This window comes from Marinobacter salarius (assembly GCF_032922745.1).
Taxonomy (GTDB): domain Bacteria; phylum Pseudomonadota; class Gammaproteobacteria; order Pseudomonadales; family Oleiphilaceae; genus Marinobacter.
The window spans coordinates 207821-230544 of the sequence record NZ_CP136693.1 but is presented as its reverse complement, the minus strand read 5'-3'; the positions used below and the strand labels follow the sequence as shown (position 1 = coordinate 230544).

General features: G+C 57.9%; 23 protein-coding genes. 13 read left to right on the top strand and 10 right to left on the bottom strand.

What is annotated here, in order from left to right; all coding sequences use genetic code 11:
• Positions 1–3 precede the first annotated feature (3 nt).
• The 5 genes from R1T46_RS01090 to R1T46_RS01070 are packed head-to-tail and all read left to right on the top strand — an operon-like array spanning position 4 to position 5898.
• Positions 4–837, top strand: a complete 834-nt coding sequence (locus R1T46_RS01090) for an FAD binding domain-containing protein (protein WP_082040492.1) — start codon at positions 4–6, stop codon at positions 835–837.
• Positions 827–3070, top strand: a complete 2244-nt coding sequence (locus R1T46_RS01085) for a xanthine dehydrogenase family protein molybdopterin-binding subunit (protein WP_143071183.1) — start codon at positions 827–829, stop codon at positions 3068–3070. The genes R1T46_RS01090 and R1T46_RS01085 overlap by 11 nt, the downstream gene beginning before the upstream one ends.
• Positions 3067–3570, top strand: a complete 504-nt coding sequence (locus tag R1T46_RS01080) for a (2Fe-2S)-binding protein (protein WP_052479366.1) — start codon at positions 3067–3069, stop codon at positions 3568–3570. The genes R1T46_RS01085 and R1T46_RS01080 overlap by 4 nt, the downstream gene beginning before the upstream one ends.
• 8 nt (positions 3571–3578) lie before the next feature.
• Entirely contained in the window at positions 3579–4925 is a 1347-nt protein-coding gene (locus R1T46_RS01075; protein ID WP_041332582.1) for an amidohydrolase family protein, read from the top strand.
• 25 nt (positions 4926–4950) lie between these two features.
• Positions 4951–5898 (top strand): isopenicillin N synthase family dioxygenase, encoded by a 948-nt coding sequence (locus R1T46_RS01070; protein WP_317307069.1) that lies wholly within the window; start codon positions 4951–4953, stop codon positions 5896–5898.
• Between the two features lie 243 nt (positions 5899–6141).
• Here the strand turns inward: R1T46_RS01070 and R1T46_RS01065 are convergent, their stop codons facing one another.
• From R1T46_RS01065 to rutR, 9 genes are all read right to left on the bottom strand, one after another.
• Complete coding sequence (locus R1T46_RS01065) at positions 6142–6783, bottom strand: isochorismatase family protein (protein WP_041332584.1); 642 nt, start codon at positions 6781–6783, stop codon at positions 6142–6144.
• 2 nt (positions 6784–6785) lie between these two features.
• Positions 6786–7571, bottom strand: a complete 786-nt coding sequence (locus tag R1T46_RS01060) for an SDR family NAD(P)-dependent oxidoreductase (protein WP_041332585.1) — start codon at positions 7569–7571, stop codon at positions 6786–6788.
• A 43-nt stretch (positions 7572–7614) separates the two neighbouring features.
• Positions 7615–8541, bottom strand: a complete 927-nt coding sequence (locus R1T46_RS01055) for an ABC transporter permease (RefSeq protein WP_091644521.1) — start codon at positions 8539–8541, stop codon at positions 7615–7617.
• Positions 8542–8543: 2 nt separating this feature from the next.
• On the bottom strand, positions 8544–9635 hold the full coding sequence (locus tag R1T46_RS01050; protein WP_091644518.1) for an ABC transporter permease: 1092 nt from the start codon (positions 9633–9635) through the stop codon (positions 8544–8546).
• On the bottom strand, positions 9628–11148 hold the full coding sequence (locus tag R1T46_RS01045) for an ABC transporter ATP-binding protein (protein ID WP_317307068.1): 1521 nt from the start codon (positions 11146–11148) through the stop codon (positions 9628–9630). Before R1T46_RS01045 ends, R1T46_RS01050 begins: the two co-directional genes overlap by 8 nt.
• Positions 11145–12233: a BMP family ABC transporter substrate-binding protein gene (locus R1T46_RS01040; RefSeq protein WP_091644512.1), complete on the bottom strand. Its 1089-nt coding sequence runs from the start codon at positions 12231–12233 to the stop codon at positions 11145–11147. The genes R1T46_RS01045 and R1T46_RS01040 overlap by 4 nt, the downstream gene beginning before the upstream one ends.
• Positions 12234–12265: 32 nt before the next feature.
• On the bottom strand, positions 12266–12652 hold the full coding sequence (locus R1T46_RS01035; protein ID WP_041332587.1) for a VOC family protein: 387 nt from the start codon (positions 12650–12652) through the stop codon (positions 12266–12268).
• 1 nt (position 12653) lies between these two features.
• Positions 12654–13664 carry an isopenicillin N synthase family dioxygenase gene (locus tag R1T46_RS01030; protein ID WP_091644509.1) on the bottom strand — a complete coding sequence of 337 codons (1011 nt, stop codon included), beginning with the start codon at positions 13662–13664 and terminating at the stop codon, positions 12654–12656.
• 238 nt (positions 13665–13902) lie between these two features.
• Complete coding sequence (rutR, locus tag R1T46_RS01025) at positions 13903–14595, bottom strand: HTH-type transcriptional regulator RutR (protein WP_041332588.1); 693 nt, start codon at positions 14593–14595, stop codon at positions 13903–13905.
• A gap of 299 nt (positions 14596–14894) precedes the next feature.
• On the opposite strand from rutR, the gene rutA reads away from it, so the two are divergent.
• Genes rutA through rutF form a run of 6 tightly spaced genes read left to right on the top strand, consistent with a single transcriptional unit; the run spans position 14895 to position 19114 of the window.
• Positions 14895–15986 carry a pyrimidine utilization protein A gene (gene rutA, locus R1T46_RS01020; RefSeq protein ID WP_041336425.1) on the top strand — a complete coding sequence of 364 codons (1092 nt, stop codon included), beginning with the start codon at positions 14895–14897 and terminating at the stop codon, positions 15984–15986.
• Positions 15983–16753, top strand: a complete 771-nt coding sequence (gene rutB / locus R1T46_RS01015; RefSeq protein WP_052479367.1) for a pyrimidine utilization protein B — start codon at positions 15983–15985, stop codon at positions 16751–16753. Before rutA ends, rutB begins: the two co-directional genes overlap by 4 nt.
• A 16-nt stretch (positions 16754–16769) precedes the next feature.
• The gene (gene rutC / locus R1T46_RS01010; RefSeq protein WP_041332589.1) at positions 16770–17156 is read left to right on the top strand and encodes a pyrimidine utilization protein C; all 387 of its coding nucleotides are present in this window, start codon (positions 16770–16772) and stop codon (positions 17154–17156) included.
• Positions 17156–17989, top strand: a complete 834-nt coding sequence (gene rutD, locus R1T46_RS01005) for a pyrimidine utilization protein D (RefSeq protein WP_091644507.1) — start codon at positions 17156–17158, stop codon at positions 17987–17989. Before rutC ends, rutD begins: the two co-directional genes overlap by 1 nt.
• Entirely contained in the window at positions 17986–18576 is a 591-nt protein-coding gene (locus tag R1T46_RS01000; protein ID WP_041332590.1) for a malonic semialdehyde reductase, read from the top strand. Before rutD ends, R1T46_RS01000 begins: the two co-directional genes overlap by 4 nt.
• A 10-nt stretch (positions 18577–18586) precedes the next feature.
• The gene (gene rutF / locus R1T46_RS00995; protein WP_091644504.1) at positions 18587–19114 is read left to right on the top strand and encodes an NADH-dependent FMN reductase RutF; all 528 of its coding nucleotides are present in this window, start codon (positions 18587–18589) and stop codon (positions 19112–19114) included.
• 48 nt (positions 19115–19162) lie between these two features.
• Here rutF and R1T46_RS00990 read toward each other — a convergent pair whose 3' ends face one another.
• Entirely contained in the window at positions 19163–20524 is a 1362-nt protein-coding gene (locus tag R1T46_RS00990) for an 8-oxoguanine deaminase (protein ID WP_091644502.1), read from the bottom strand.
• Positions 20525–20760: 236 nt separating this feature from the next.
• Here R1T46_RS00990 and R1T46_RS00985 point away from each other — a divergent pair, with 236 nt between their 5' ends.
• Entirely contained in the window at positions 20761–21720 is a 960-nt protein-coding gene (locus R1T46_RS00985) for an isopenicillin N synthase family dioxygenase (RefSeq protein WP_041332591.1), read from the top strand.
• 9 nt (positions 21721–21729) lie between these two features.
• Positions 21730–22716, top strand: a complete 987-nt coding sequence (locus tag R1T46_RS00980) for an ABC transporter substrate-binding protein (protein WP_213479946.1) — start codon at positions 21730–21732, stop codon at positions 22714–22716.
• The last annotated feature ends 8 nt before the right edge of the window (positions 22717–22724 follow it).

Below are 22724 nucleotides of genomic sequence, written 5' to 3'. Positions count from 1 at the left end.
CCCATGTCAGACCCTCTATCCGAACTGAACCCGGTGACCGAAAGGCGAGCGATTCGGGTTCTACGCCCCGATTCTCCCAGTGAAGCAGTCAGTCTGGCCCGGCGATTCAAGGTGCCATACATGGCGGGCGGGACATGGCTTCAGCCGACCCATGAGCGGGATCAGTGCTGGCCGGAAAAACTGGTGGCCCTGAATGCTGCCTGGCCTGCTTTCCGGGGGCTGGAAGATGATTCACGGGGGCTCACCGTGGGTGCGCTGACGTCTTTGTCGGAGATGGCTCGGCATCCTCTGGTCCGAGAATATCTGCCTCCGCTGGCCTTGTTTCTGAATCGGGTGGCAGGGCCGGGTGTCCGGGCCCTGGGAACCGTTGGCGGCAATCTGGCTGTGGGTGGAGATCTGTCTGCCCTGGCCATGGCGCTTGATGTTCGGGTGGACGTCCTCAACCGCACCGGAGAGCGGACACTGCCACTTTCCCGGTGGTTGAGGGAGCGGGCATCGGACGATCTGTTGCGTGGCTTTACGATTCCGGATTGCAGGGGTTGGCGGATCTCGCTGGAAAAACTCGGCTATCGGGAAAGGTTCAGTCCGACTCGCGCTACTCTGGTTTGTGTTCATGATGGTGATCGGGTGCGCCTTGCGGTGTGTGGCGAGGGCGGCCTGCTTCGCCTGGTGGCGCCGGAAACGTTTGTTAATGATCGGGCTGATCTGGCATCGGGTGATGTCGGGGCGGTGATCGACCGCGAATTGGCTGCTCATGGTTGGCAGGACGCCCATCTGCGGATGGCGTTGCGACGAATGACAACGGGGCTTCTGTCGGAGGTGGCTCTTGGAACTTAAACCCCAACCCGGTATGGCGGAAACCAGTGTTCTTGAACGTATAGAGGGGCGGTTTGGCTACGCCACGGATCAGCAGCACCTTCCCGGTTTATTGCACGGGGCCATCTTGCGCAGTCGGCATGCGCACGCCCGTTTGCTGCGGGTAGATACCTCCCGGGCCCGATTGATGTCCGGCGTCAGAGCGGTGGTGACGGCAGCAGATGTGCCGGGCCTCAACCGCCTTGGCATTGTTGTGCGTGATCAGCCTGTGTTGTGTGAAGACCGCGTCCGCTATGAGGGCGATGCCATTGCGGCGGTGGCCGCCGATACGGTGGAGCAGGCCCGGGCGGCGTTGGAGGTGATTGATGTCGACTACGCGCCCCTGGCGGTCGTCGATCAGGCTGAAACGGCAGAACAGATGTCGCCCCTGCATGGCGAGAGCAACCTTCTGGCCCGGGAGGCCTTTGAGCGGGGCGATACCGACGCAGCCTTTGCCCGATGTGCCGTGATCGTGGAGCATCACTACCAGACGCCCCGGCAAATGCACGCTTTCATGGAGACCGAGGGCGGTGTGGCCATTCCGGATAACAACGGTGGTGTGATCTTTCGGGTCGGTTGTCAGTCAGGCCACCGTGATGCCGAACAGCTGGCCGACATTCTCGGACTCAAACCCTCTCAGGTGACGGTGGAGGCAACCCCGACGGGGGGCGCATTTGGTGGTAAGGATGAGCTGACCATTCAGCCGGCGGCCGGCATCCTGGCCTTACAGACCGGTTCCCCGGTTCTGATTCATCTGGATCGTTTCGAGTCCTGTCGCACCGGAATCAAGAGACACCCTGTGTCGATGATCATGACCACCGGGTGTGACCGCCAGGGCCGGATTCTGGCCCACCGTGTCGACGCGCTGCTCGATACCGGTGCCTACGCAAGCCTGGGGCCGGCGGTGCTGGAAAACTTCCTGGATCATGCCACGGCGCCCCTGTACCGGATCGAGGCGTATTCGGTTTCCGGACGGTTGGTTTACACTAACAATGGCGTTTCCGGAGCCTTTCGGGGGTTTGGCGGAAATCAGGCAACGTTTGCCGTGGAATCACAACTCGACGCCCTGGCCGAAAAGCTGGCTATGTGCCCGTTGGCGCTTCGCAGAATCAATCTGCGCACGGTTGATGAACCCGGCAGCCGGGGCCAGGTGGTGCGCTGGAGTGCACCGCCGACCGATGTTCTGGCCGAGGCTGGCGCCTCACCCCTCTGGGCGCCCGCGGTTTCGGATGCCCGTAGGCGTTGGCTGACCGGTACCGGCATGGCGATGGGGGCTCAGGGTAACGGACTTGGCGACGGCTTGCCCGACAGAGGCGGCGGTCGGGTGAGTTTGAGCGCTGAAGGCCGGATCCGCCTGGAATTTGGCTTCTCCGACTATGGCCAGAACCTTGCCGAAGCGATCACCTGCCTCGTTTGTGAGACCCTGGGTTGCGTGGCCGGCGATATCGACGTGGTGCTGGGGAACTCGCGGGGGCCGGATTCCGGTCCCACCAGTGCTTCACGCAGCTCTGTTCTGATTCATGGTGTTCTGGCCGACATTCTCCCCCGCTGGAAAGACCGCGTGCGGGATCAGGCTGCAGTGCTGACCGGCCTGCCTTGTGATCAACTGTACAGCGGCCCGGGAGGCTTGTTCGCCGGGGGGCGCCAGGTGCTGAGCTACAGGGAACTGGCTGAAAAAGGGCAACCTGAACAGACTCGGGTTGATGCCAGTCAGGCCTTTCCTGTTGCTCCGGAAGGAAATCAACTCGTGGGTCGTTACCTTCAGTTGCAGATTGCGACGGTGGCCAGGGTTGCCGTAGACCGCCTGACCGGTCGGGTCCGGGTGACTGATCTTCACCACATAACCGCGGCGGGCCGTGTTATCTATCCTCCCGGCTATCTCGGCCAGATTGAGGGAGCAGCCATCATGGGGCTGGGCATGGCGCTCAGCGAGGACATGCCGACCCGGCAAGGACGCTACCTGGCTGACAATCTGGACCAGTACATAATCCCCACCCTGCAGGATGTGCCTGACCAACGTGTGGATGTTCTGGATAACACACCGACGACTGATCGCTTTCCGGTTCGAGGAGTTGGAGAACTGGGTATTGAGGCGGTGGCGCCGGCCATCTGCTCGGCGATTGAGGCGGCCACCGGTATCCGGGTCCGGCACCTTCCGGTGGATGCCGGATACCTGTTGGCCGAGCTTTGTGCCCAAGAGGAAACCTGTTCATGACCAGACAGACTCAGCCGGAACCCTGCGCGCCGGAACACGTGACGTTTGAACTGAACGGCGACGTTATTTCACAGTGGGTATCGCCGGCAACCACGTTGCTGGACATCCTGAGGGGCTCCGGGCGGATCACCTCTGCCCGGGCCGGTTGCCGTATCGGCCGGTGCGGGGCCTGCACGGTGTTGTTGAACGGTCAGGCGGTTCCCGGGTGTCTGGTGATGGCCTGGCAGGTCTCGGGATGCACGGTGGAAACGGCTGAAGGTTTGGCCGAAGCCTCTGATTTTGCTCAGGTAAGAGACGCCCTGGCGACCGAAAGCGCGTTGCAGTGTGGCTATTGTACGCCGGGTGTCGCGGTATCGCTGGTTTCAGGTTTGCGTCAGCAGCAGAACGGTGATGTCGTTGATCTTGAAGAGGCGGTGGCCGGCAACCTATGCCGATGCACCGGATACGGTGGTCTGAAACGTGCCATTGCTGTGCTCACAGAGACGAGTTCTGAAACCTAGGGGGAGCTATGTCCAGTTTTGCAATCCGTCACGCCGCGATCTTCACTGTGGACCCGGACAATCGGGTGATTGCCGATGGTGCACTGGTGGTCGAAGACGGGATGATTCGCCAGGTTGGCGATGTCAGGGAAGTGACTATCCCGGAAGGCGTAGAGGTGATCGATGCCGGCGGCCACGCCTTGCTGCCCGGCCTGATCGACTGTCATTCCCACTCCAGCCTGATGCGTGGTGTGACCGAAAACATGCCTCTGATGGACTGGTTGCCCTGGTACCAACTGGAACACCGGGCCATGACCGAGGAGTACGCTTACCATTCCGCCCGCCTCTGCTACCTCGAGGCTCTGCAGTCCGGCATTACCTGCGTGATGGATATGTTCCGGTACATGGATCGCTGCGCCGACGCTGCGGCTGACCTAGGGCTGCGGGTGCAGTTGGCACCATATGTGGCCGACCGGCCCGGCAAGGATTTCTTCTCGACCCGGGAGGAGAACCGGCAACTGATCCGGTCTCACCATGAAAGCCAGAATGGCCGCATTCGTGTCTGGATGGGGCTGGAACATCTGTTTTACTGCACGGAAGATGCCTACCGGGACGCCGCCCGATTAAGTCGTGAGTATGGCGTGGGCATCCATACCCACTGCAGTGAGCAGAAGGAAGAAGAGCAGGCAGTCACGGCCGAGTTTGGCCGTCGATCCCTGGCGATGCTGGATCACTACGGCATTCTTGGGGAGCGGACCCTGCTGGCCCACTGCGTGTGGCTCAATAATGAGGAGATCGCCCGGGTGGCGGATACCGGCACCAGCATCGCTCACTGTCCGGTAAGTAACGCCAAACTGGCCAGCGGTGTGGCCCGTGTGCCGGAAATGCTGGCGGCAGGTGTCACCGTGGGCCTGGGTACCGATGGGCCGGTCTGTAACAACAGCCTCAGCCTGTTTGAGGAGATGAAGTTTGCCTCCCTGATTCAGAAGGCAACGCGGCTGGATGCCACGGTACTTCCTGCCGAGCAGATTCTGAGGATGGCAACGATCAACGGAGCCAGGGCACTGGGCCTGGATCGGGAAATCGGCTCCCTTGAAGTGGGCAAGAAAGCCGATTTGCTGTTGCTGGATCTGGGTGGCGCCAATATGGCACCGGTGTCGGTGAACGAGCAGGGAGGAAACCTGATCTGGAACCTGGTGTTTGCGGCCGGTCCGGGCAATGTGTCCGGTGTCTGGGTGGACGGGCGGCAGTTGCTTCGCCGTGGTGAAGCGGTGCAGGTCAGCCAGCAGGCGGTCATTGCCGATGCCCAGCGGCAGGGGCTTGCTCTGCATGAGGCCTGTCGGAAACTGGCCCACACACGAATGTCCATGGTCTGACAGCGAGCATATTCAGGAGATCACGATGTCTGCATTACCCATTATTTCCCTGGCCGGCCTGCGCAGCGACGTCCCGGCTCAGCGTCGGGCCACCGCCGCTGAGCTGGGGCGGGCCTGCAGGGAAGTCGGCTTTTTCTACGCTACGGATCACGGAATCCCCCAGGCGGTCTGCGAGGATGCGTTTACCCTGGCAAAGGAACTCTTTGCGCTGCCGATCGCCGAGAAAGAAGTGCTGTCGATCAAGCGCTCGCCCCACAACCGCGGATACGTGGCGATGGCGGATGAGAAGCTGAATCCGGAGTCTGGTGCGGATATGAAGGAAGCCTTCAATATCGGAACGGACTTTCCGGAGGATCACCCGGATGTCCTGGCAGGAAAACCGTTTCGCGGCGTCAACTTCTGGCCCCCGATCGACGGCTGGCGTCAGCGTGCACTGGACTATTTCAACCACTGCCTGGAGCTGGGAAGAACTATTCATCGTGGTTTCAGTATGGATCTGGGGCTGGATGAAGAGTTTTTTGCCCGGCATCTGTCATCGCCGATTGCCACCCTGCGCATGCTGCGCTATCCACCGAGCGCCGGCACCAACACCCGGGAAGACGGTGGTGCTGGAACCCACAGTGATTACGGCAACATCACCATTTTGGCGACAGACAAGGTTGCCGGGCTGGAAGTGCTGAACCGACAGGGCGAGTGGATTCAGGCCCCCCACGTGCCGGGAGCCTTTGTCTGTAACATCGGTGATTGTCTGATGCGCTGGAGTAACGACGTTTACGTCTCCACCCCGCACCGGGTCAGGCCGCCTGCGCAGGAGCGGTACTCTATCGCGTACTTTCTGGAAGTAAACCCGGACTCGGTTGTGGATCCCCGGGATGTCGTACCGGACCAGGCGCCAAAGTATCAGCCGATTACCTGTGCGGATTATCTTGCGTCACGGTTGAACGCAACGTACGACCACCGGGAACCGGAGTGATCAGGATGCTGTCCGCATCACGCTGACGTGGGCAGCGACAACCTTCCAGCCATCCGGGAACCGTGCCAGGTTTGCATCTGTAAGCCCAGACCCGCCGGGTATGTGAGCTGGTGGGGAAAGACCGTCGGCAGTCTCCGGTGATGGATCTGGTGGACGGCCGGGACTTTGGTTTCGACCCTCCCGAGCGCAAGTATGAGTCCGGTCAGGAGTAGTCTCTGATTTGATGTCCTGACGGGCCGGGAGTTACTCCCGGCTCTGCAGCCTCTGCACAATATCGTCCGTGCTTGTCACCTCACCGAATTCGTAGGCAAAGGTGGTCAGGGCGACCTTTTGAACCTCGTCTGCAGTAACGGCCCCCCAGCCAAGATCGGGATAGGGCATGGCGGCGCTGGCATCGCTCAGCGCGATAACCTTGTATTCCCGGTGAACGGCGTCGCGAATGGTGGTGTCACAGCAAACATTGGTGACGGTGCCACAAACGATCAGGGTATCCACATCCCGGGAACGTAGTATGGTGTCCAGGTCGGTGCCGTGAAAGCCGCTGTAGAAGAGTTTGTCCACCACCACATCTCCGGTCAGCGGCGCAAGCTGCTCGATAATCTCAACCATGGGATTGTCACGCGCCAGAACCTCGTCGACATCCGGATACATATCGCTCATGCGCCCGGTGTCAGTGCCGTCACCGCGAACGATGTGACGCAGATAGATAACGGGGACTCCGTTCTTCCGGCAAACGTCGGCCAGTTGCTGAATTCGTGGCGTGATTGCTGTGGTCGATGGAACGTAAAGATCTCCCTCGGGCTCACAGAAGACTCGCTGCATGTCCACCACAATCAGGGCGGTACGACCCGTGACGACCGGCCAGGCATATCTGAGTTTCGGCATGTTCAGGCGTCCTGTTCGTGGCTCGGGCTCTGTTCGCGATGAATGGCATAGGGCCCCCAGGCTTGCCGTACCGGTACCATTTCCACACGATTGATATTGATGTGGTCGGGCAGGTTGGCGATGTGGGCAATCTGCTCGGCAATGTCTTCGGCAGACAACGGCACGGTTCCCTCGTAAACAGAATTTGCTGCGGCCTTGTTGCCGCTGTTACGAACTACCGAAAACTCGGTTTCGGCAATGCCGGGTGCCAGATCGGTGACGCGCACCCCGGTGCCCAGGAGGTCACAGCGGAGGTTGTAGGAGAACTGTTTGATAAACGCCTTGCTGGCACCGTATACATGGCTGCCAGGATACGGCCACTCACCGGCAGTGGAGCCGATGTTGATGATGTTGGTGCCGGCCCCGGTCTCAATCAGTGTGGGCAGCAGGGCATGGGTCACATTGACCACCCCGGTAATGTTGGTGTTGATCATGGTGTGCAGGTCGGCAAGCTGAACATCCTGCATGGCAGCCGGTGCCAGTGCCAGGCCGGCGTTGTTGACCAGGGTATGAATCCGACGAAAGCCTGAAGGCAGCGAGGCGATCGCCTGTGTCACCGCTTCGGCGTCCTGGACATCCAGTTTCAGAGGATGCACCGGTGTCAGGCATCCAAGCTCATCGGCCAGAGCGTAAAGGCGTTCTTCCCGGCGGCCGCAGATAACAATGGACCAGCCGTCGGCGGCAAACCGCCGGGCCGTGGCGGCGCCAAAGCCGGAGGTTGCACCGGTGATAAACAGAGTCTTGCTCAAGGTACTCTCCTGGTGATCGGTAGGGTGTCTGTTCTGCGCCGGATCAGGTGCGCTCTTCCCGGATAAAGGGTGCCCCCAGGGCGCCGGGCTGACTGTTGCTGTCCCTTTTTGATGCGGCCACCCAGATCATGACACCGAGGGTGATGGCGTAAGGGGCCATGAACACAAAGTATTGCGATAGCTTGATGCCGGAAGCGGCCAACTGAGGAATTAGTGCTTCAATGCAGCCGAACAGAATGGCCCCGGCCAGTGCTTTCCAGGGTGACCAGCGAGCGAAAATAACCAGTGCGACGGCAATCCATCCCCTGCCTGCGGTCATGTTTGAAATCCAGAGTTTGGTGCTCAGAACGGCAATGAATGCACCGGCCAGACCAATCAACGCGGCGCCGATCACAATGGCCGCCAACCGGTAGCTCAGTACCGGGATGCCGGCAGCGTCCGCTGCCTGTGGATTTTCGCCAACGGCGCGCATGCGCAGTCCGGGCGTAGTGCGATTGAGGGCCCAGACGGAAACCAGAAAAATCACAGGGATTAGATAGACCACGGGATTCTGAATGAAAAACCGGCCCAGGTAGGGCAACTCGGAGAGTGGCCAGAATGCGATGGTCTCCAGTCCGGGCACAGGCTGGTTGGTCCAGCCCATCAGTGTTCCGGTCAGGGTTGTCAGTCCCTGGCAGAAGAACACCAGTACCAGACCCGAGATTACCTGGTTCATGCGCATGACCAGAACCATCAGGGCAAACAGCAGGGAAACCACGCTGGCGGCAAACATGGCCATGATCAGCGCGAGCGCGGTGTGTTCGAAGGTCAGGTAGGCACCTATCCCGGCAACGGCCCCAACAAGCATCAGCCCCTCGGCACCCAGTGCCAGAACACCGGATTTCTCGGTGATGATCAGTCCCAGAGCCGCGAGGGCAAAAGGCACGGCAAACTCAGGGATGTTACCCATCCAGCTCGTAATCAGGTCCATGATCAGTCTTCCCCTTGCACGCGGCGAATACGATGTCGAATAAAGAAATCTGAAGAGGCGACGCAGATCACCAGTACGGCCTGGATCAGTTGCACCATGGCAAACGGGATTTGATAGAACACCTGAAGGCTTCTACCCGCAACGAACAGGGTGGCAATCAGCAACGCGGCGCAGGTGGCCGCAATGGGATTATTTCGGGCCAGAAACGCGATCAGAATGCCTGAAAACCCATAGCCCACGTAGAAGGAATGTGTGAGGCGACCCTCCTGGCCCGCGGCGACCATAAGGCCAGCCAGTCCCGCCAGGGCGCCGGAAAAGAGCACTGCCATCAGGATGGTTTTGGCAACAGGAACCCCAACGGCACTGGCGACTTTCGGGCTCTTGTCCACGAACCGTAGATAGAGACCGGCGCGGGAGATGTTGACGAACCAGAGTACGAGTAGGGCAATGACAATGGCGATGGGGATCGACAGGCTGAGGCCATTTCCCAACTCCGGCAGAAGCTCGAAGCTTTCATACTTGGGAGAGTATGGGAACGCGTCTTTGGGGTCTTTCCAGGCCCCGTACATCAGGTGCAGCAATACGTTAATCGCAATGTAATTGAGCATCAGGGTCGAAACAATTTCATTAACCTGAAGCTTGAGCCGAAGAAGTACCGGGGCAACCGCCCACAATAATCCGCAGGCCATGGCGGCGGCGATCATCAGTGGAAGACGCATGCCCGGAGCACCGATGTCCCACATGGTGATGGCAGTGGCGCCAATGGCCCCGAAGATCATCTGGCCTTCCAGGCCGAGGTTCCAGAACTTGGCCCGGAACGCCAGGCAACCAGCCAGGCCCACCATAATCAGCGGTGAGGCCTGAAAGAGCACCGATGTCAGGCTCTGGCTATCAAACAGAGTGAGGATCACAAACTCGTTCAGCAGTTCGCCTGCCGGAACTCCCGCGACCACGAGGATGGTGCCGGAAATCAGCAGGCCTAGGATCATGGACCCGGCCAGAATCAGTGCCTGCCAGTGCCAGGCCATCTGCTGGCGGACTTCCAGGGTATATCTGCGCTTTATGAGCGGGCGTTGTAATGCAAATTCAGACATGGTTCACCATTGCTTGGCCAATGGCCTGACGATCGGCAGGCTGTGAAAACTCGTTCACGATACGTCCAGCGGACATGACGCCTATCCGGTCGGCCATGGCCATGACTTCGTCCAGATCCTCACTGATAAGGAGAACCGCTGCGCCATTATCCCGGGCTGCACGCAGCCGTTTCCTGACAGCTTCGGTCGCTTTGACGTCGAGGCCCCGGCTGGGGCTGTGGGCGAGGACAAGTTTAGGGGGATGACTGAACTCCCGGGCGATGACCAGCTTTTGTGCGTTCCCTCCGGAGAGCAGTGCCGATTTCTGTTTCAGCGAACGAACACCCTGGACATCGAATTGTCGAACGGCTTCCGCCGCGTCTGCTTCGATGGCTCCGGTTTTGAGATACCAGAACGGGCCATATCGTCCGGAATGGATGTCGCCCAAGGCAAAGTTGTCAGCGATAGAGAGCGGGCCGGCAAGAGCAGAACCATAACGGTCTGCAGGGATGGCGGCGACGCCGATGGCGCGGCGCCGGGCTGCATCGAAGTCGGCCAGATCGCCTTCGCCGATCAGCTCCATGGTGCCTTCGACACCCTCTGGAATGCCCATCAGGGCGTTGGCCAGTTCGCTCTGGCCGTTCCCGCCGACGCCGGCGATACCGTATATTTCCCCCTTGTTCAGGGTCAGGTCCAGGCCATTCAGGGCCCGGTGGTCACCGGTGCTGGTGAGACCCTTGACGTTCAAATAAGGCTCACCAGATGTCCGTTCCTCTACAGGAATCCTCTGCTCCGGTGCTGATTCGCCGACGGTCAGCTTCACCAGTTCATCCACGGATACCGAATCCGGCTTCAGGCTTTTGATGGTTCGGCCCGAACGCATAATGGTGACCTGATCGGCATAGCGCAGCACGTCGTTCATTTTGTGGGTTACAAGGATGACAGCAGCGCCCTCATGGGCGAATCCCCGCACGGTCGTGAGCAGGTTTTCGGCTTCTTCTTCGGTAAGCACGGCGGTAGGCTCATCCAGAATCAGTATCTTGGCGCCGGCCAGAAGTACTTTAAGAATTTCCACGCGTTGCTGTTCTGCGATGGAGAGTTGATCAATGCGGGCGTCGGGATCAATCCTGAACCCGATGCGCTCGGCCATGGCACGGATGTCGTCAGACACCCGGCGTAGGCGTTCCCGATAAAGCCCGCTGGCCTGGATATGACCCAGGTTCAGCAGGATATTCTCGGCAACGGTGAAGGGAGTCACCAGTTTGAAGTGCTGGTGAACCATTCCGATGCCGAGTTTGGCGGCTTCTTTCGGGCCTTTCAGTTTTACTGGGTTGTCGTCGATGAACAGCGATCCGCCTTCGGGACCATAGAGGCCGGCCACGATGTTCATCAGGGACGACTTGCCGGCTCCGTTTTCGCCGAGCAGGGCGTGAACTTCGCCCCACCTGGCGGTGAAGTCAGCGTCGGACAGGGCCTTGAAACCGTCGAAGGTCTTGCTGACGCCGCTCAGCTGGATCGCGTTCTGTGTACTCATTGCTGGGTAATCACTCCGTCAACAAACCAGTCCATCTGCCACAGGGCGCCATCGGATACGACTTCGCCTTCTGCTGCGCGAACGGTGCCGTTCTGGTCTTTCAGCGGGCCGGCATAGACCTGTAGTTCACCATTCATCAGCTTCTCGCGGGCCGCCATAATCTTGGCTTCTTCTTCCTCATCAACGTTCGGCCCACAGCAGGCGATGTCGGTACCGCCTTCTTTCATGGACAGCAGCGCTCCATGGGGGGCTGGTACCCAGTTGCCGGCGATGATTTTTTCCAGTTCGTTCTTCAGGAAGCGATCCCAGACCCAGACTGACGAACAAACCGTAGCCTTCGGTGCGAACTCGCGGAAATCACGATGGTGACCTGTGCCGTAGACGCCATTTTCCTGGGCAACCAGTTGCGGTGTCGGGGTGTCTACGTGCTGGCCGATGACATCGGCGCCCTGATCGATCAGGGCCTTGGTTGCGGAGCGCTCTTTGGTGGGGTCATTCCAGGCGCCGGTATAGACCACGGTGACGGTTGCATCGGGGTTCATTTCACGGGCACCCATGGCGTAAGCATTGATGGTCCAGTTCACAACACCGAACGGGTTGGCAGCGACGAAACCGAGCTTGCCGGATTCAGACGCTGCGCCGGCTGCCATGCCACAAAGGTACTGGCTCTCGTAGGTACGGCCGTAGTAAGACAGCAGGTTGGGGCCGTTGGTGGTGCCAGAACCGTTCAGGAAGGCGACGTCCGGATAGTCTTCAGACAATGATTTGAATGTATCGGAGTAACCGAAAGCGGTACCGATAATAATGTTGGCGCCACGTTTGATAAAACGCTCGACGGCCGGCCGGATGGCCGAGGCAGATTCAGGAACGCTTTCCACGTACTGAATCTTGATGTCCAGTTCATCCTCCAGGCGCTGACGGGCTTCATCAAAAGCCTGAGTCCAGCCGCCGTCATTGGTCGGAGAGATATAGAGCATGGCGATCTTTGGGTCACTCTTGAGAGTGAAGCCTTCGGCGTGAGCGGTGTTCAATAGGCCCAGGAAACCGGCCAGTGCAAAGCAGGCACTGAATATGAGTTTTTTCATGTTGGTACTTCCTTTGGTTGGGAGAAACGGCTCTACATCATGTGATTGATTCGGAAAACGTTACCTTCCGGGTCCAGCATTACAGCCTGGTACCAGTTGTAATAGGTGGTGTAGGGCTCTTTGATGAGCGTTGCACCAGAGGTGAGAGCTTTGGGAACGTACTCGTCCACCTCTTCCTTGCTGTCCACATCAATGTTCAACAGGAACTTGCAGCCTTTTGTGTCCGAGTAATCATCGAGCTTGAGCAGTTCGTAGGCATCCAGCGCATTGAAACCGATGCAGGAGCGCCCCGTGTCCAGGCCGCGGAAGATGGGTGAACGGATCTCCGGAATTTCCTTGAATCCGAACAGATCCCGGTAAAAAACACTGAGGGCTTCTATATCTTTGGCGAAAACATTGACGTAAGAGAGCGTCCCCATATCAAGCCACCTCCTGGGTGCCACCAAAGGTTGTCTGTTTGACGAATTTGGATTTCAGGTGGTCACCGGAGCTGACAGCCGGGTATTTGCCTTTGCCAGCTTCGTCCAGACAACTGGGCAGACATTCGATCATGGCGTCGTAGTTTGGCTGGTGGAAAAAGACAATGGACTGGCGCGGCTCGGCGGTCTTGGCGTCCAGCGGCGGATTGACAACACGGTGGAGGGTCGAGATCCACTGGTCATTGGTCCATCGCATCATGAGGTCGCCAATATTGACCGCGAAACTGCCCTCCACATAGGGCACGCTGACCCACTCCCCGTTCTGGTTGCATACCTGCAAACCACCCGGTGAGTTGTCGGGTTTGACAATGGTCAGGCTGCCATAGTCGGTATGGGCCCCTGCACGCATCTGGCCAGCTTCAATGTTTGTCCCCATGTTGGGGTAGCTGAGGGTGCGCAGCATGCTGATTTCTTTGTCGATCTTGTCGTCGAAGAAATGCTCGTCCAGCTTGAGGGAGAGGGCAAAAATACGCATCAGCGAACGGGCCAGGTCGCTCATGGCATCGAAATAGTCTGAGTAGGCTTCTTTGAAGCCTTCAATGGTTTCCGGCCACACATTCGGCGCAAAGTGAGGGCCTGCGGCGGCGCCCCGGTGGTACTCGTCGTCCGGTACGTCTGTGGGCCCGATGGAAAAGGATTCTTTCAGGTCTCCCGGCGCGGCTTCTTCCATCGAATAGGACAGGCTTTCTTCGGCAATGGCACTATAACCGCGCACCATATCAGGGCTGGGACGATCCACTTTCCGCTTTTCGATCATGGGCTGGTTGAAAAACTTGCGGCTCAGTGAATAGACGCGATCCACCAGTTCGCTGGGAATTCCGTGGTTGGTGATGACCAGGAAACCAATATCCTTACAGGCCCTGTCAACCTCCTTCGCCACCTGGGCCTTCCCTTCAGGGGTGCCTTCGAAGTAAGGGGCAAGGTCGATCGTTGGTACGTGTTGCAACTGCATGGCACAACCTCCTTCAATTCAGTTTTGCGAGAAGGGCCCGGATAAAAAACAAAGGAGTCGTTCTCGCTCGCTGATTGACGTAGCAGCAAGCGTGCCATTTTTCGATTTTGTTAAAAAACAATCAGTTAGTGGTTTATGAAAAATTGACCCGGATCAAATGGTCTAAATTAGAGCGTATGGTTCTACTTTGAGCCCAAATTAGGGGCAGGAGAGTTTCGGGGAACGAGCTGCTCTCCGATCAGCGGGGGCGGACGCCGTTAAGAATGATGGTTTCGAGGCTACTGAGGGTTTCCTGAAAGAAGCCCGGATCTTCCAGCGTTTTCCCGGCAACGGCTTCTACCTGTACGCGAAAGTCGGCGTAGTGCTGGGTGGTCGCCCATAGCGAAAAAACCAGGTGGTAAGGCTCTACGGGCGCCAGTTTGCCCTGATCAATCCAGGTCTGGATAACCTCTATTTTGTTCTCGACCAGATCGTGCAGTGGCTGTTGCAGTTCGGTCAGCATTAACGGCGCGCCCTGCATGACTTCCATGCAGAACAGTCGGGATTCGGCGGGGTGGTCCCTCGAAAACTCCAGCTTGACCCGAACGTAGTCCCTGATGGCCTCTATAGGATCCTGCTCGACCGTGAATGCCCGCAGCGGTTTGAGCCATAAATCCAGAAGCTCTCGAAGTACGCTGACGTAGAGCTCTTCTTTACTGCTGAAGTAATAGAAGAGGTTGGTTTTGGATACATCGGCCTGAAGTGCAATCTGGTCGATACTGGCGCCGTGCAATCCGTATTTCGAGAAGGTGCTTAGCGCAGCATCCAGAATAGTTGCCCGTTTCTTCTCGCTATTGCGCATTCTTCTATTGAGCGCCGCAGCGGAGGGAACCCGCTGTGGCTTCCGTTTGCCCTCGCTGGCTGTTTCCTTGCCCTTTCTGATGACGCTCACGTAGTTCTCCGCTGGATTGACCGGACGCTCATTCTAGCACCGGATTTCTCGGTGAATAGGTCTTTTAGATGCGATCAGCCGGTTTGCCCCAAAAACGCCCGCAGTGCACAAACCGAGTGCTCTATTTCAGACCAAATGGTCTGAAATTATTAAGTGAAAAGTTGCAGGTAATTGATTTGTAATAATAAAAAGCATTATGGCCGACATTATGCGTTGCTGTTGGGGAACGTGAGTCACAGGTGGTGGCCCGAGTGCGCCATCAGACCGGAAACATCAAGGAGAACCCCATGAGCGAACAGATGAATATCGGCGTCTTCATTCCCATCGGCAACAATGGTTGGCTGATCTCGAAGAACGCGCCTCAGTACATGCCGACGTTCGAGTTGAACAGGGAGATTACCCAGAAAGCAGAGGGCTACGGCTTCGACTTCGCGCTGTCGATGATCAAGCTGCGCGGGTTCGGCGGTGAAACTGAATTCTGGGAGCACAATCTGGAGTCGTTCACCTTGATGGCGGGCCTTGCTGCAGTCACCAGCAAAATCCAGTTATTCGCCACTGCGGCAACACTGACCATGCCGCCGGCCATCGTTGCTCGTATGGCCTCCACCATTGATTCCATCTCCAATGGTCGTTTCGGGGTGAACCTGGTGACGGGCTGGCAGAAACCGGAATACTCCCAGATGGGGCTATGGCCGGGCGATGAATTCTTCGGCTCCCGCTATGAGTATCTTGGTGAATATGCCCAGGTGCTGCGGGATCTCTGGGCGACTGGCCACAGTGATTTCAAAGGCGAGCACTTCCAGATGGATGATTGTCGTGTTAGCCCCGTACCGCAGGCCGACATGAAAGTTATTTGTGCCGGGCAGAGTGAGGCCGGGATGGCGTTTACCGCCAAATATGCCGATTACAACTTCTGCTTTGGTAAAGGGGTGAACACGCCAACTGCCTTTGCGCCAACCGTTGAGCGCCTGGTTAAGGCTACCGAAGAAGCCCAGCGGGAGGTCAGTTCCGTCGCCCTGTTCATGCTGATTGCCGACAAAACTGATGAAGCGGCGCGGGCCAAGTGGGAATCCTACAAGGAAGGTGTCGATGAAGAGGCGGTGGCCTGGCTCGGTGAACAGGGTGCCGCGGACAAGAAGTCCAAATCCGATACCAACATCCGTCAGATGGCAGATCCGACGTCCGCAGTGAACATCAATATGGGCACCCTGGTAGGTTCCTACGAGAGTGTCGCTCGGATGCTGGATGAAGTAGGTACGGTTGAGGGTGTCAGTGGCGTAATGCTGACCTTTGACGATTTCGTTCAGGGCATTGAGGACTTCGGCAAGTACATTCAGCCGCTGATGAAAACGCGGGTACATATCAACCAGGAACTGGAGCAGGCCGTATGAACATCGAAACGGAGCAATCGGGCTACATCCTGAATACCGGCGCGGAACCTGTTCTGGAATTGCCGGGAAAACCGGAAGCCCTGAATGTCCGCGCCAGTGAGTCGGCGCTGGTCGTGGTGGATATGCAGAACGCGTATTCCACGATCGGAGGTTATCTGGACCGGGCCGGCTTCGACGTTTCCACAACCGGACCTGTCATCCAGCAGATCAAAAAGGCGATCGCTGTGGCGCGGGCGGCAGGCATTCCGGTGATTTTCTTCCAGAACGGCTGGGACCCAGAGTACGTTGAAGCTGGTGGCCCCGGTTCCCCGAACTGGTACAAATCCAATGCCCTGAAAACCATGCGTAAGAAACCGGAACTCAATGGCAGCCTTCTTGCCAAGGGTACCTGGGACTATGATCTGGTGGAGGAACTTCAGCCACAGCCCGGCGATATAGTCATACCCAAGCCCCGTTACAGCGGTTTCTTCAACACCTCGTTTGACAGCATTCTGCGCAGTCGGGGTATTCGCAACCTGATCTTTACCGGCATCGCGACCAACGTCTGTGTTGAATCGACCCTGAGAGACGGCTTTTTCCTGGAGTACTTCGGGGTGGTTCTGGCCGATGCCACGCACCAGGCTGGCCCGGAGTTCATCCAGCAGGCCGCGTTGTACAACATTGAAACGTTCTTCGGCTGGGTGTCCAGCACAGAAGATTTCTGCCAGACCTTCGGCGGCGCTACAGGCGACGCAGAAACAGCTCAAACTGAATCCACAGCTGCATAAAAGACGGAGATACACCATGCCAAAGACTTCCATTATTCCCGCAGGTTCAGGAAAACCGCTGGCTCCTTACGTCCCCGGCTCCATGGCCGATGGCGTTGTGTACGTTTCCGGGACTTTGCCGTTTGACAAGGACACCAACGTGGTTCACGTCGGCGACGCAGAAGCCCAGACCCGGCACGTACTGGAGATCATCAAAGGCGTTGTTGAAGCGGCGGGCGGAACCATGGACGACGTTACCTTCAACATGATCATGGTCACCGACTGGGACAACTACGCGGCGGTCAACAAGGTGTATGCCGAGTACTTTCCGGGAGAGAAACCGGCCCGTTATTGCATTCAATGTGGCCTGGTGAAGCCGGATGCATTGGTTGAAATCGCCAGTATTGCGCACGTAGGTAAATGATGACTGGTGCCGTAAGCTCACTTTATTGGGAAATCCATGGCCCGGCCGACGGTGAGCTCGTCGTGCTCAGTGCCGGGCTCGGTGGGTCAAGGAATTACTGGGCGGCTCAGTTGCCCGCTCTAACCAAGTATTATCGGGTGCTGGTCTATGACCATTTCGGCACCGGGCGCAGCCGGGGTGAAATCCCGGAGCTCTACACGGTTGAAGCGATGGCGGCAGAGCTTGGCGGGTTGCTGGAGGATCAGGTGTCCGGGCCGGTGCATTTCATTGGTCATGCACTGGGCGGGCTGATCGGTCTGGAGTTGGCGCGACGGTCGCCGGAGTTGGTTGCCAGCCTGCTGTTAATCAACGCCTGGTCAGAACCCAATGCGCATTCCCGGCGATGCTTCTCGGTGCGCAGGAAGTTACTGCTGAATTCCGGGCCTGAGGCGTATCTCGAAGCCCAGCCTCTGTTCCTGTACACGCCGGTATGGATAGCCGCCAACACTGAGTGGCTGGAGCAGGAGTCTTCTCATGCGTTGGCCAGTTTCCCGCCTCCGGCAAATGTTCTAAGGCGCATCGCGGCGCTTCTGGCCTGGCAACCGGCTGCGCAGGAGCTGGCCAAAGTGCGTGCAGAGACGCTCGTGCTTGCGACCCGTGATGACTCATTGGTGCCTTGGACCTGTTCCCAGAAGCTGGCGGCCCGTCTGCCAAATTCCAGCATTCGGCTTCTGCCCGAAGGTGGTCATGGGGTCAATGTCACAGAGGTTGAACGGTTCAATGAACTGATGCTCGATCACCTCAGGAAACATCGTTTGCCCGCAGCGGCGTTAACCACCCAGGAGGCCCTATGAGCCAACAACTTGATGAAAAGGCCCTCGGTCAACTGTTTACCGAGGCGCGCACCCACAATGGCTGGTTGGATCAGTCCATCCCGGAAGACACGCTCCGGGCGTTATACGACCTGGTGAAAATGGGCCCGACATCTGCCAACTGCAGCCCGGCTCGATTTGTGTTTGTCAGAAGTGCCGCTGGAAAGGAGAAACTGGCGCCCTGTCTGTCCAGCGGTAACCTGGACAAGACAATGAGTGCTCCGGTCACGGTGATCGTGGCTTATGACGAAGAGTTTTACGAGCGACTGCCCGAGTTGTTTCCCCATGGCGATGCTCGAAGCTGGTTTACCAGCAGCCCCGAAATGGCTTACGAAACTGCATTTCGTAACAGTTCAATGCAGGCTGCCTACCTGATACTGGCTGCCCGGTCGCTGGGCCTGGATACCGGGCCAATGTCCGGCTTTGATCCTGGCAAGGTCAATGAGGCGTTCTTCGCTGGGAATACGTGGAAAGTCAATCTTCTGATCAACCTTGGCCACGGCAATCCGGACAAGGTCTATGGCAGATTGCCTCGCCTGGAATTCGACAACGCTTGCCGACTGGCATAAGGAGAGAATGATGAAATCTCAACCGCAACTTCGTGAGGTGCTCACCATGCCGCCGCTCGTGGACAAGCAGTCGTTCCGCAATGCCATGTCCACCCTGGCCGCAGCCGTCAATGTTGTCACTACCGATGGGCCGGGTGGTCGAGCGGGATTCACTGCTACGGCTGTCTGCAGCGTTTGCGACGAGCCGCCTACCCTGTTGGTGTGCCTGAACCGTGGCGCATCGGTGTACGACGCCTTCCGGCAGAATGACAGCATCTGCGTCAACACGCTGGCTGATCACCAATCCGATTTATCGAATCTGTTCGGCAGCAAAACGACCATGGAACAGCGCTTTGCCGGCGCAACCTGGAGCACCGCGGTCACCGGCGCACCGGTATTGGAAGAGGCGCTGGTGAGCTTCGACTGCACCGTGAGCAAGCGGGTAAGTGTGGGTACTCACGACATTCTGTTCTGTGAGGTCGCGAACGTCCGCCATCAGGATGATATCGGTGGTCTGGTCTACTTTGATCGGGGTTACCACCGTCTGAAAAGCGAGTGACGGGGTCTCTTGCTGTCCGGTAACCGACCGCCCGGACAGCATGGAACGTTAAGCCATCAGTTGTTCCGCCATCCGGTTCTGTTCTTCAATGATGTGAGGCAGGGAACGGGTCAGCAGGTGGCCCTCTTCTATCACCACACGACCATTGATGATGCTCCATTGCACGCGCGGTGGTGTGCAGAACACCAGCGAGGCCAGTGGATCGCTCTGGCCGCCGGCCATGGCAATATCATCGGTGCGAAAAGCCACGATGTCCGCGCAGTAGCCCGGCTGAATTCTGCCCAGGGCATCCCCCCGGCCGAGCACTTCCGCGCCACCACGGGTAGCGATCCGCAGCGCTTCCCGGGCGGTCATGGCGCCGGGCTCCTGATCCCTCACGCGGGCTGACAACATGGCCAGGCGTGCCTCATCCAGCAGGTTGCCACTATCATTTGAGGAGCTGCCGTCCACGCCGAGTCCCACCTTTACCCCGGCATCCACCATTTTCCGGACCGGGGCAATGCCTGAGGCTAATCGCATGTTTGAGCAGGGGCAGTGAGCGACGCCAGTACCGGTTCGAGCGAACAGAGCAATGCCGGGGTCATCCAGGTGTACGCAGTGGGCGTGCCAGACATCCTCTCCGACCCACCCGACCTCTTCCGTATATTCGGTCGGCGTCATGCCATAGCGTTCCTGGCTGAAGGCCAGATCCTTCCAGTTTTCCGCCGTGTGGGTATGTAAGCCTACCTTCAATGACCGGGCCATGGTGGCGGCGTCGCGCATCAGGTCGGTTGTTACGGTAAATGGCGAACAGGGTGCCAGCGCCACCCGAGCCATGGCGTCCGGGCTGTGATCATGGTGTGTTTCCACGACTCGCAACATGTCCTTGAGGATCGCACTTTCATCCTGCTCCACCAGTTCATCCGGTGGCAACCCACCCTTGCTCTGGCCCAGGCTCATGGCGCCCCGAGCGCCATGGAAACGGATGCCCATTTCTGCGGCCGCCTGGAAACTGTCGTCCAGAGTGATGCCGTTGACATGCAGATAGGCGTGGTCGGCGGCGGTGGTGCATCCCGATAGCATCAGCTCCGCCATGGCGGTTCGGCTGGCAGCTCGTTGCATGGCCGGGGTGATGTTTCGCCAGACTGGAAACAGGGCGCTCAGCCAGTCGAACAGCTCGCCATTCTGTGCAGCGGGCAGCGCACGAGTCAGAGACTGGAACATGTGGTGATGGGTATTGATCAGCCCCGGACTCACCACATGACCCTTCAGGTCGATGGTGCGATCTGCAGTATCGGGGCAGTCGTCGGCAGCGCCGACCGCTTCAATACGGTTGTTGCGGACCAGAATGTAACCATTCTCGATCTCTCTGTCGTTGTCGTCCATGGTGGCGATAACGCGAGCATTTTTAAGTAGCAGAGTTTCTGTCATTGCTGAAATCGTCTTGGTGGTAAATGGGGCTGATTACTATGCAAGAGCAATGCCTGTCTGGTTTTCGGTAAAAGCCTGACCTTATGGTCAATTAAATAGCAGTGTGCACTTTTTTGAGGCGGAATATCTGTTAAAGAGTCCGATAATGGGGCTTTTAAGGCGGATTTTTATGGCATGTCATTTGCAAATTATCTGACCAACTGGATAACAAAGCATGGAGTGATGCAGGAGAAAACATGCCGAACGAGACACAGGAAATACCCGTAATTCATTTTGAGCGGTTCTTGAACGGAACCAGTGCGGAACGTAAATCGGTGGCGGACCAGATGCGTCGGGCCAGTCAGGATTGGGGGTTTTTCTATCTGTCGGGTTGTGGAATGCCAGATGAGCAGCTGGAAGCGGCATTCTCCGGTTCGAAAGCGTTTTTTGCTCTGCCACAGAAGGATAAGCAAGGGGTCGCCTGGCAGAACCCGGAGAGTAATCGAGGTTATGTTGGGATCAAGCGGGAAAAGCTTGATCCCACCCGTCCGGGTGACTTGAAAGAGGCTTTCAATCTAGCGCCGGAAGGCCCCGGTCCGGACACCCATAAAAACCTCTGGCCCGCCGGCTATCCCCGTTTCGAGACTGTTATGACCCGGTTTCTCGGGGAGTGCATTCTAACCGCCGACCGGGTGCTACAAGCTTTCGCCCTCGCGCTGGGGCAGCCGGAAGATTTCTTCAAGAATGCCCACAACGAACACGACCATACCCTGCGGCTGTTGCATTACCCGCCATTACCCGAAGGATTTGAGCCGGAAGACGGTGAAAGTCGTGCCGGAGCCCATACCGATTACGGCAGTATCACCCTCTTGTTCCAGGATGATGTTGGCGGTCTTGAGGTCTGCACCCGCTCGGGAGAATGGATCCGGGCGACGCCGATACCCGGCACCGTTGTGGTCAATACCGGGGACCTGATGCATCGCTGGACCAACCATGTGTTCTGTTCGACGCCGCATCGGGTGAACGTCGCACCAGAGCATCGTCATCGTGATCGTTATTCCATTGCCTTTTTCTGCCACCCCAACAAAACATCGGAAATAGCCTGCATCGAGAGTTGCGCCACCGCAGACAACCCTGCGATTTATGGGCCTATCTCGGCAGGGCAGCACCTGAATGAAAAACTCACCAACACCTACGGGGCCCAGGCCCAGAACTGAGGAATGACAATGAAACAACTGAAGAACATTGCGGCGGGTCTCACGCTGTCGTTCGGTGCTGCCGCCGGTTTCGTCCAGGCAGAGGAACTGACCCCGGTAACCGTTGCCACAACCTGGTATGCCCAGGCCGAACACGGTGGTTTCTATGCCGCAAAGGCCATGGGGATTTATGAAAAGCACGGACTGGATGTCACCATCAAGATGGGTGGCCCCCAGGTGAACAATGTGCAGTTGCTCATGGGTGGGTCGGTGGATTTCATCATGGGCTACAGCCTGCAGTCGCTCAACGCCGTTAACCAGGGAATCCCTCTGGTAACAGTCGCCGCATTCTTCCAGAAAGATCCGCAGTCGTTAGTGGTTCATGAGGGTGTTGGCAATGACTCTCTGGAAGCCATGAAGGGCAAATCCATGCGTGTTCCTACCGCAGGACGGGTTGCCTACTGGCCGTGGCTGAAAACTGAATATGGTTACACCGATGACCAGTTGCAGGCCTACGACTACAGCTTCGCTCCGTTCATCCAGGATGATCAGACGATTCAGCAGGGCTACGTAACCAATGATGGTTTCTTCCTGGATCAGGCCGGGGTCAAGGGAAAAAGCCTGCTACTGGCCAACTATGGCTGGGAGGCCTATGCGGCCACGCTGGATACCACGGCTGACAGGATCGAAGAGAATCCGGAGGTTGTGCAGAAGATGGTTGCCGCAACAGCGGAGGGCTGGAAGGCCTATTTCGAGAATCCGGCCCCGGCGAATGCCCTGATCAAGGAAGACAACCCCGAAATGCAGGATGCGTTGCTGGCCTACAGCCATGCGAAAATGCAGGAGGAGGGTATTCTTCTGTCCGGCGCTGCCGAGGACGGTCGTTACGGGATGATGACCCTGGAACGTTGGCAGGCATTCTTTGAGGATATGGTTGAAGCAGGCACCCTGCCGGAGGATCTGGACTGGAAAAAGGCGTTTGATCTGTCCTATATACAATCGGTCTACGCCGACTGATCAGCGTA

Bases quoted from the DNA above. Each gene is read 5' to 3' on its own strand.
- R1T46_RS01090 (WP_082040492.1), top strand. From the start codon at position 4: ATGTCAGACCCTCTATCCGAACTGAACCCGGTGACCGAAAGGCGAGCG.
- R1T46_RS01080 (WP_052479366.1), top strand. From the start codon at position 3,067: ATGACCAGACAGACTCAGCCGGAACCCTGCGCGCCGGAACACGTGACG.
- R1T46_RS01075 (WP_041332582.1), top strand. From the start codon at position 3,579: ATGTCCAGTTTTGCAATCCGTCACGCCGCGATCTTCACTGTGGACCCG.
- R1T46_RS01070 (WP_317307069.1), top strand. From the start codon at position 4,951: ATGTCTGCATTACCCATTATTTCCCTGGCCGGCCTGCGCAGCGACGTC.
- R1T46_RS01065 (WP_041332584.1), bottom strand. From the start codon at position 6,783: ATGCCGAAACTCAGATATGCCTGGCCGGTCGTCACGGGTCGTACCGCC.
- R1T46_RS01055 (WP_091644521.1), bottom strand. From the start codon at position 8,541: ATGGACCTGATTACGAGCTGGATGGGTAACATCCCTGAGTTTGCCGTG.
- R1T46_RS01050 (WP_091644518.1), bottom strand. From the start codon at position 9,635: ATGTCTGAATTTGCATTACAACGCCCGCTCATAAAGCGCAGATATACC.
- R1T46_RS01045 (WP_317307068.1), bottom strand. From the start codon at position 11,148: ATGAGTACACAGAACGCGATCCAGCTGAGCGGCGTCAGCAAGACCTTC.
- R1T46_RS01040 (WP_091644512.1), bottom strand. From the start codon at position 12,233: ATGAAAAAACTCATATTCAGTGCCTGCTTTGCACTGGCCGGTTTCCTG.
- R1T46_RS01035 (WP_041332587.1), bottom strand. From the start codon at position 12,652: ATGGGGACGCTCTCTTACGTCAATGTTTTCGCCAAAGATATAGAAGCC.
- R1T46_RS01030 (WP_091644509.1), bottom strand. From the start codon at position 13,664: ATGCAGTTGCAACACGTACCAACGATCGACCTTGCCCCTTACTTCGAA.
- rutA (WP_041336425.1), top strand. From the start codon at position 14,895: ATGAATATCGGCGTCTTCATTCCCATCGGCAACAATGGTTGGCTGATC.
- rutB (WP_052479367.1), top strand. From the start codon at position 15,983: ATGAACATCGAAACGGAGCAATCGGGCTACATCCTGAATACCGGCGCG.
- rutC (WP_041332589.1), top strand. From the start codon at position 16,770: ATGCCAAAGACTTCCATTATTCCCGCAGGTTCAGGAAAACCGCTGGCT.
- rutD (WP_091644507.1), top strand. From the start codon at position 17,156: ATGACTGGTGCCGTAAGCTCACTTTATTGGGAAATCCATGGCCCGGCC.
- R1T46_RS01000 (WP_041332590.1), top strand. From the start codon at position 17,986: ATGAGCCAACAACTTGATGAAAAGGCCCTCGGTCAACTGTTTACCGAG.
- rutF (WP_091644504.1), top strand. From the start codon at position 18,587: ATGAAATCTCAACCGCAACTTCGTGAGGTGCTCACCATGCCGCCGCTC.
- R1T46_RS00990 (WP_091644502.1), bottom strand. From the start codon at position 20,524: ATGACAGAAACTCTGCTACTTAAAAATGCTCGCGTTATCGCCACCATG.
- R1T46_RS00985 (WP_041332591.1), top strand. From the start codon at position 20,761: ATGCCGAACGAGACACAGGAAATACCCGTAATTCATTTTGAGCGGTTC.
- R1T46_RS00980 (WP_213479946.1), top strand. From the start codon at position 21,730: ATGAAACAACTGAAGAACATTGCGGCGGGTCTCACGCTGTCGTTCGGT.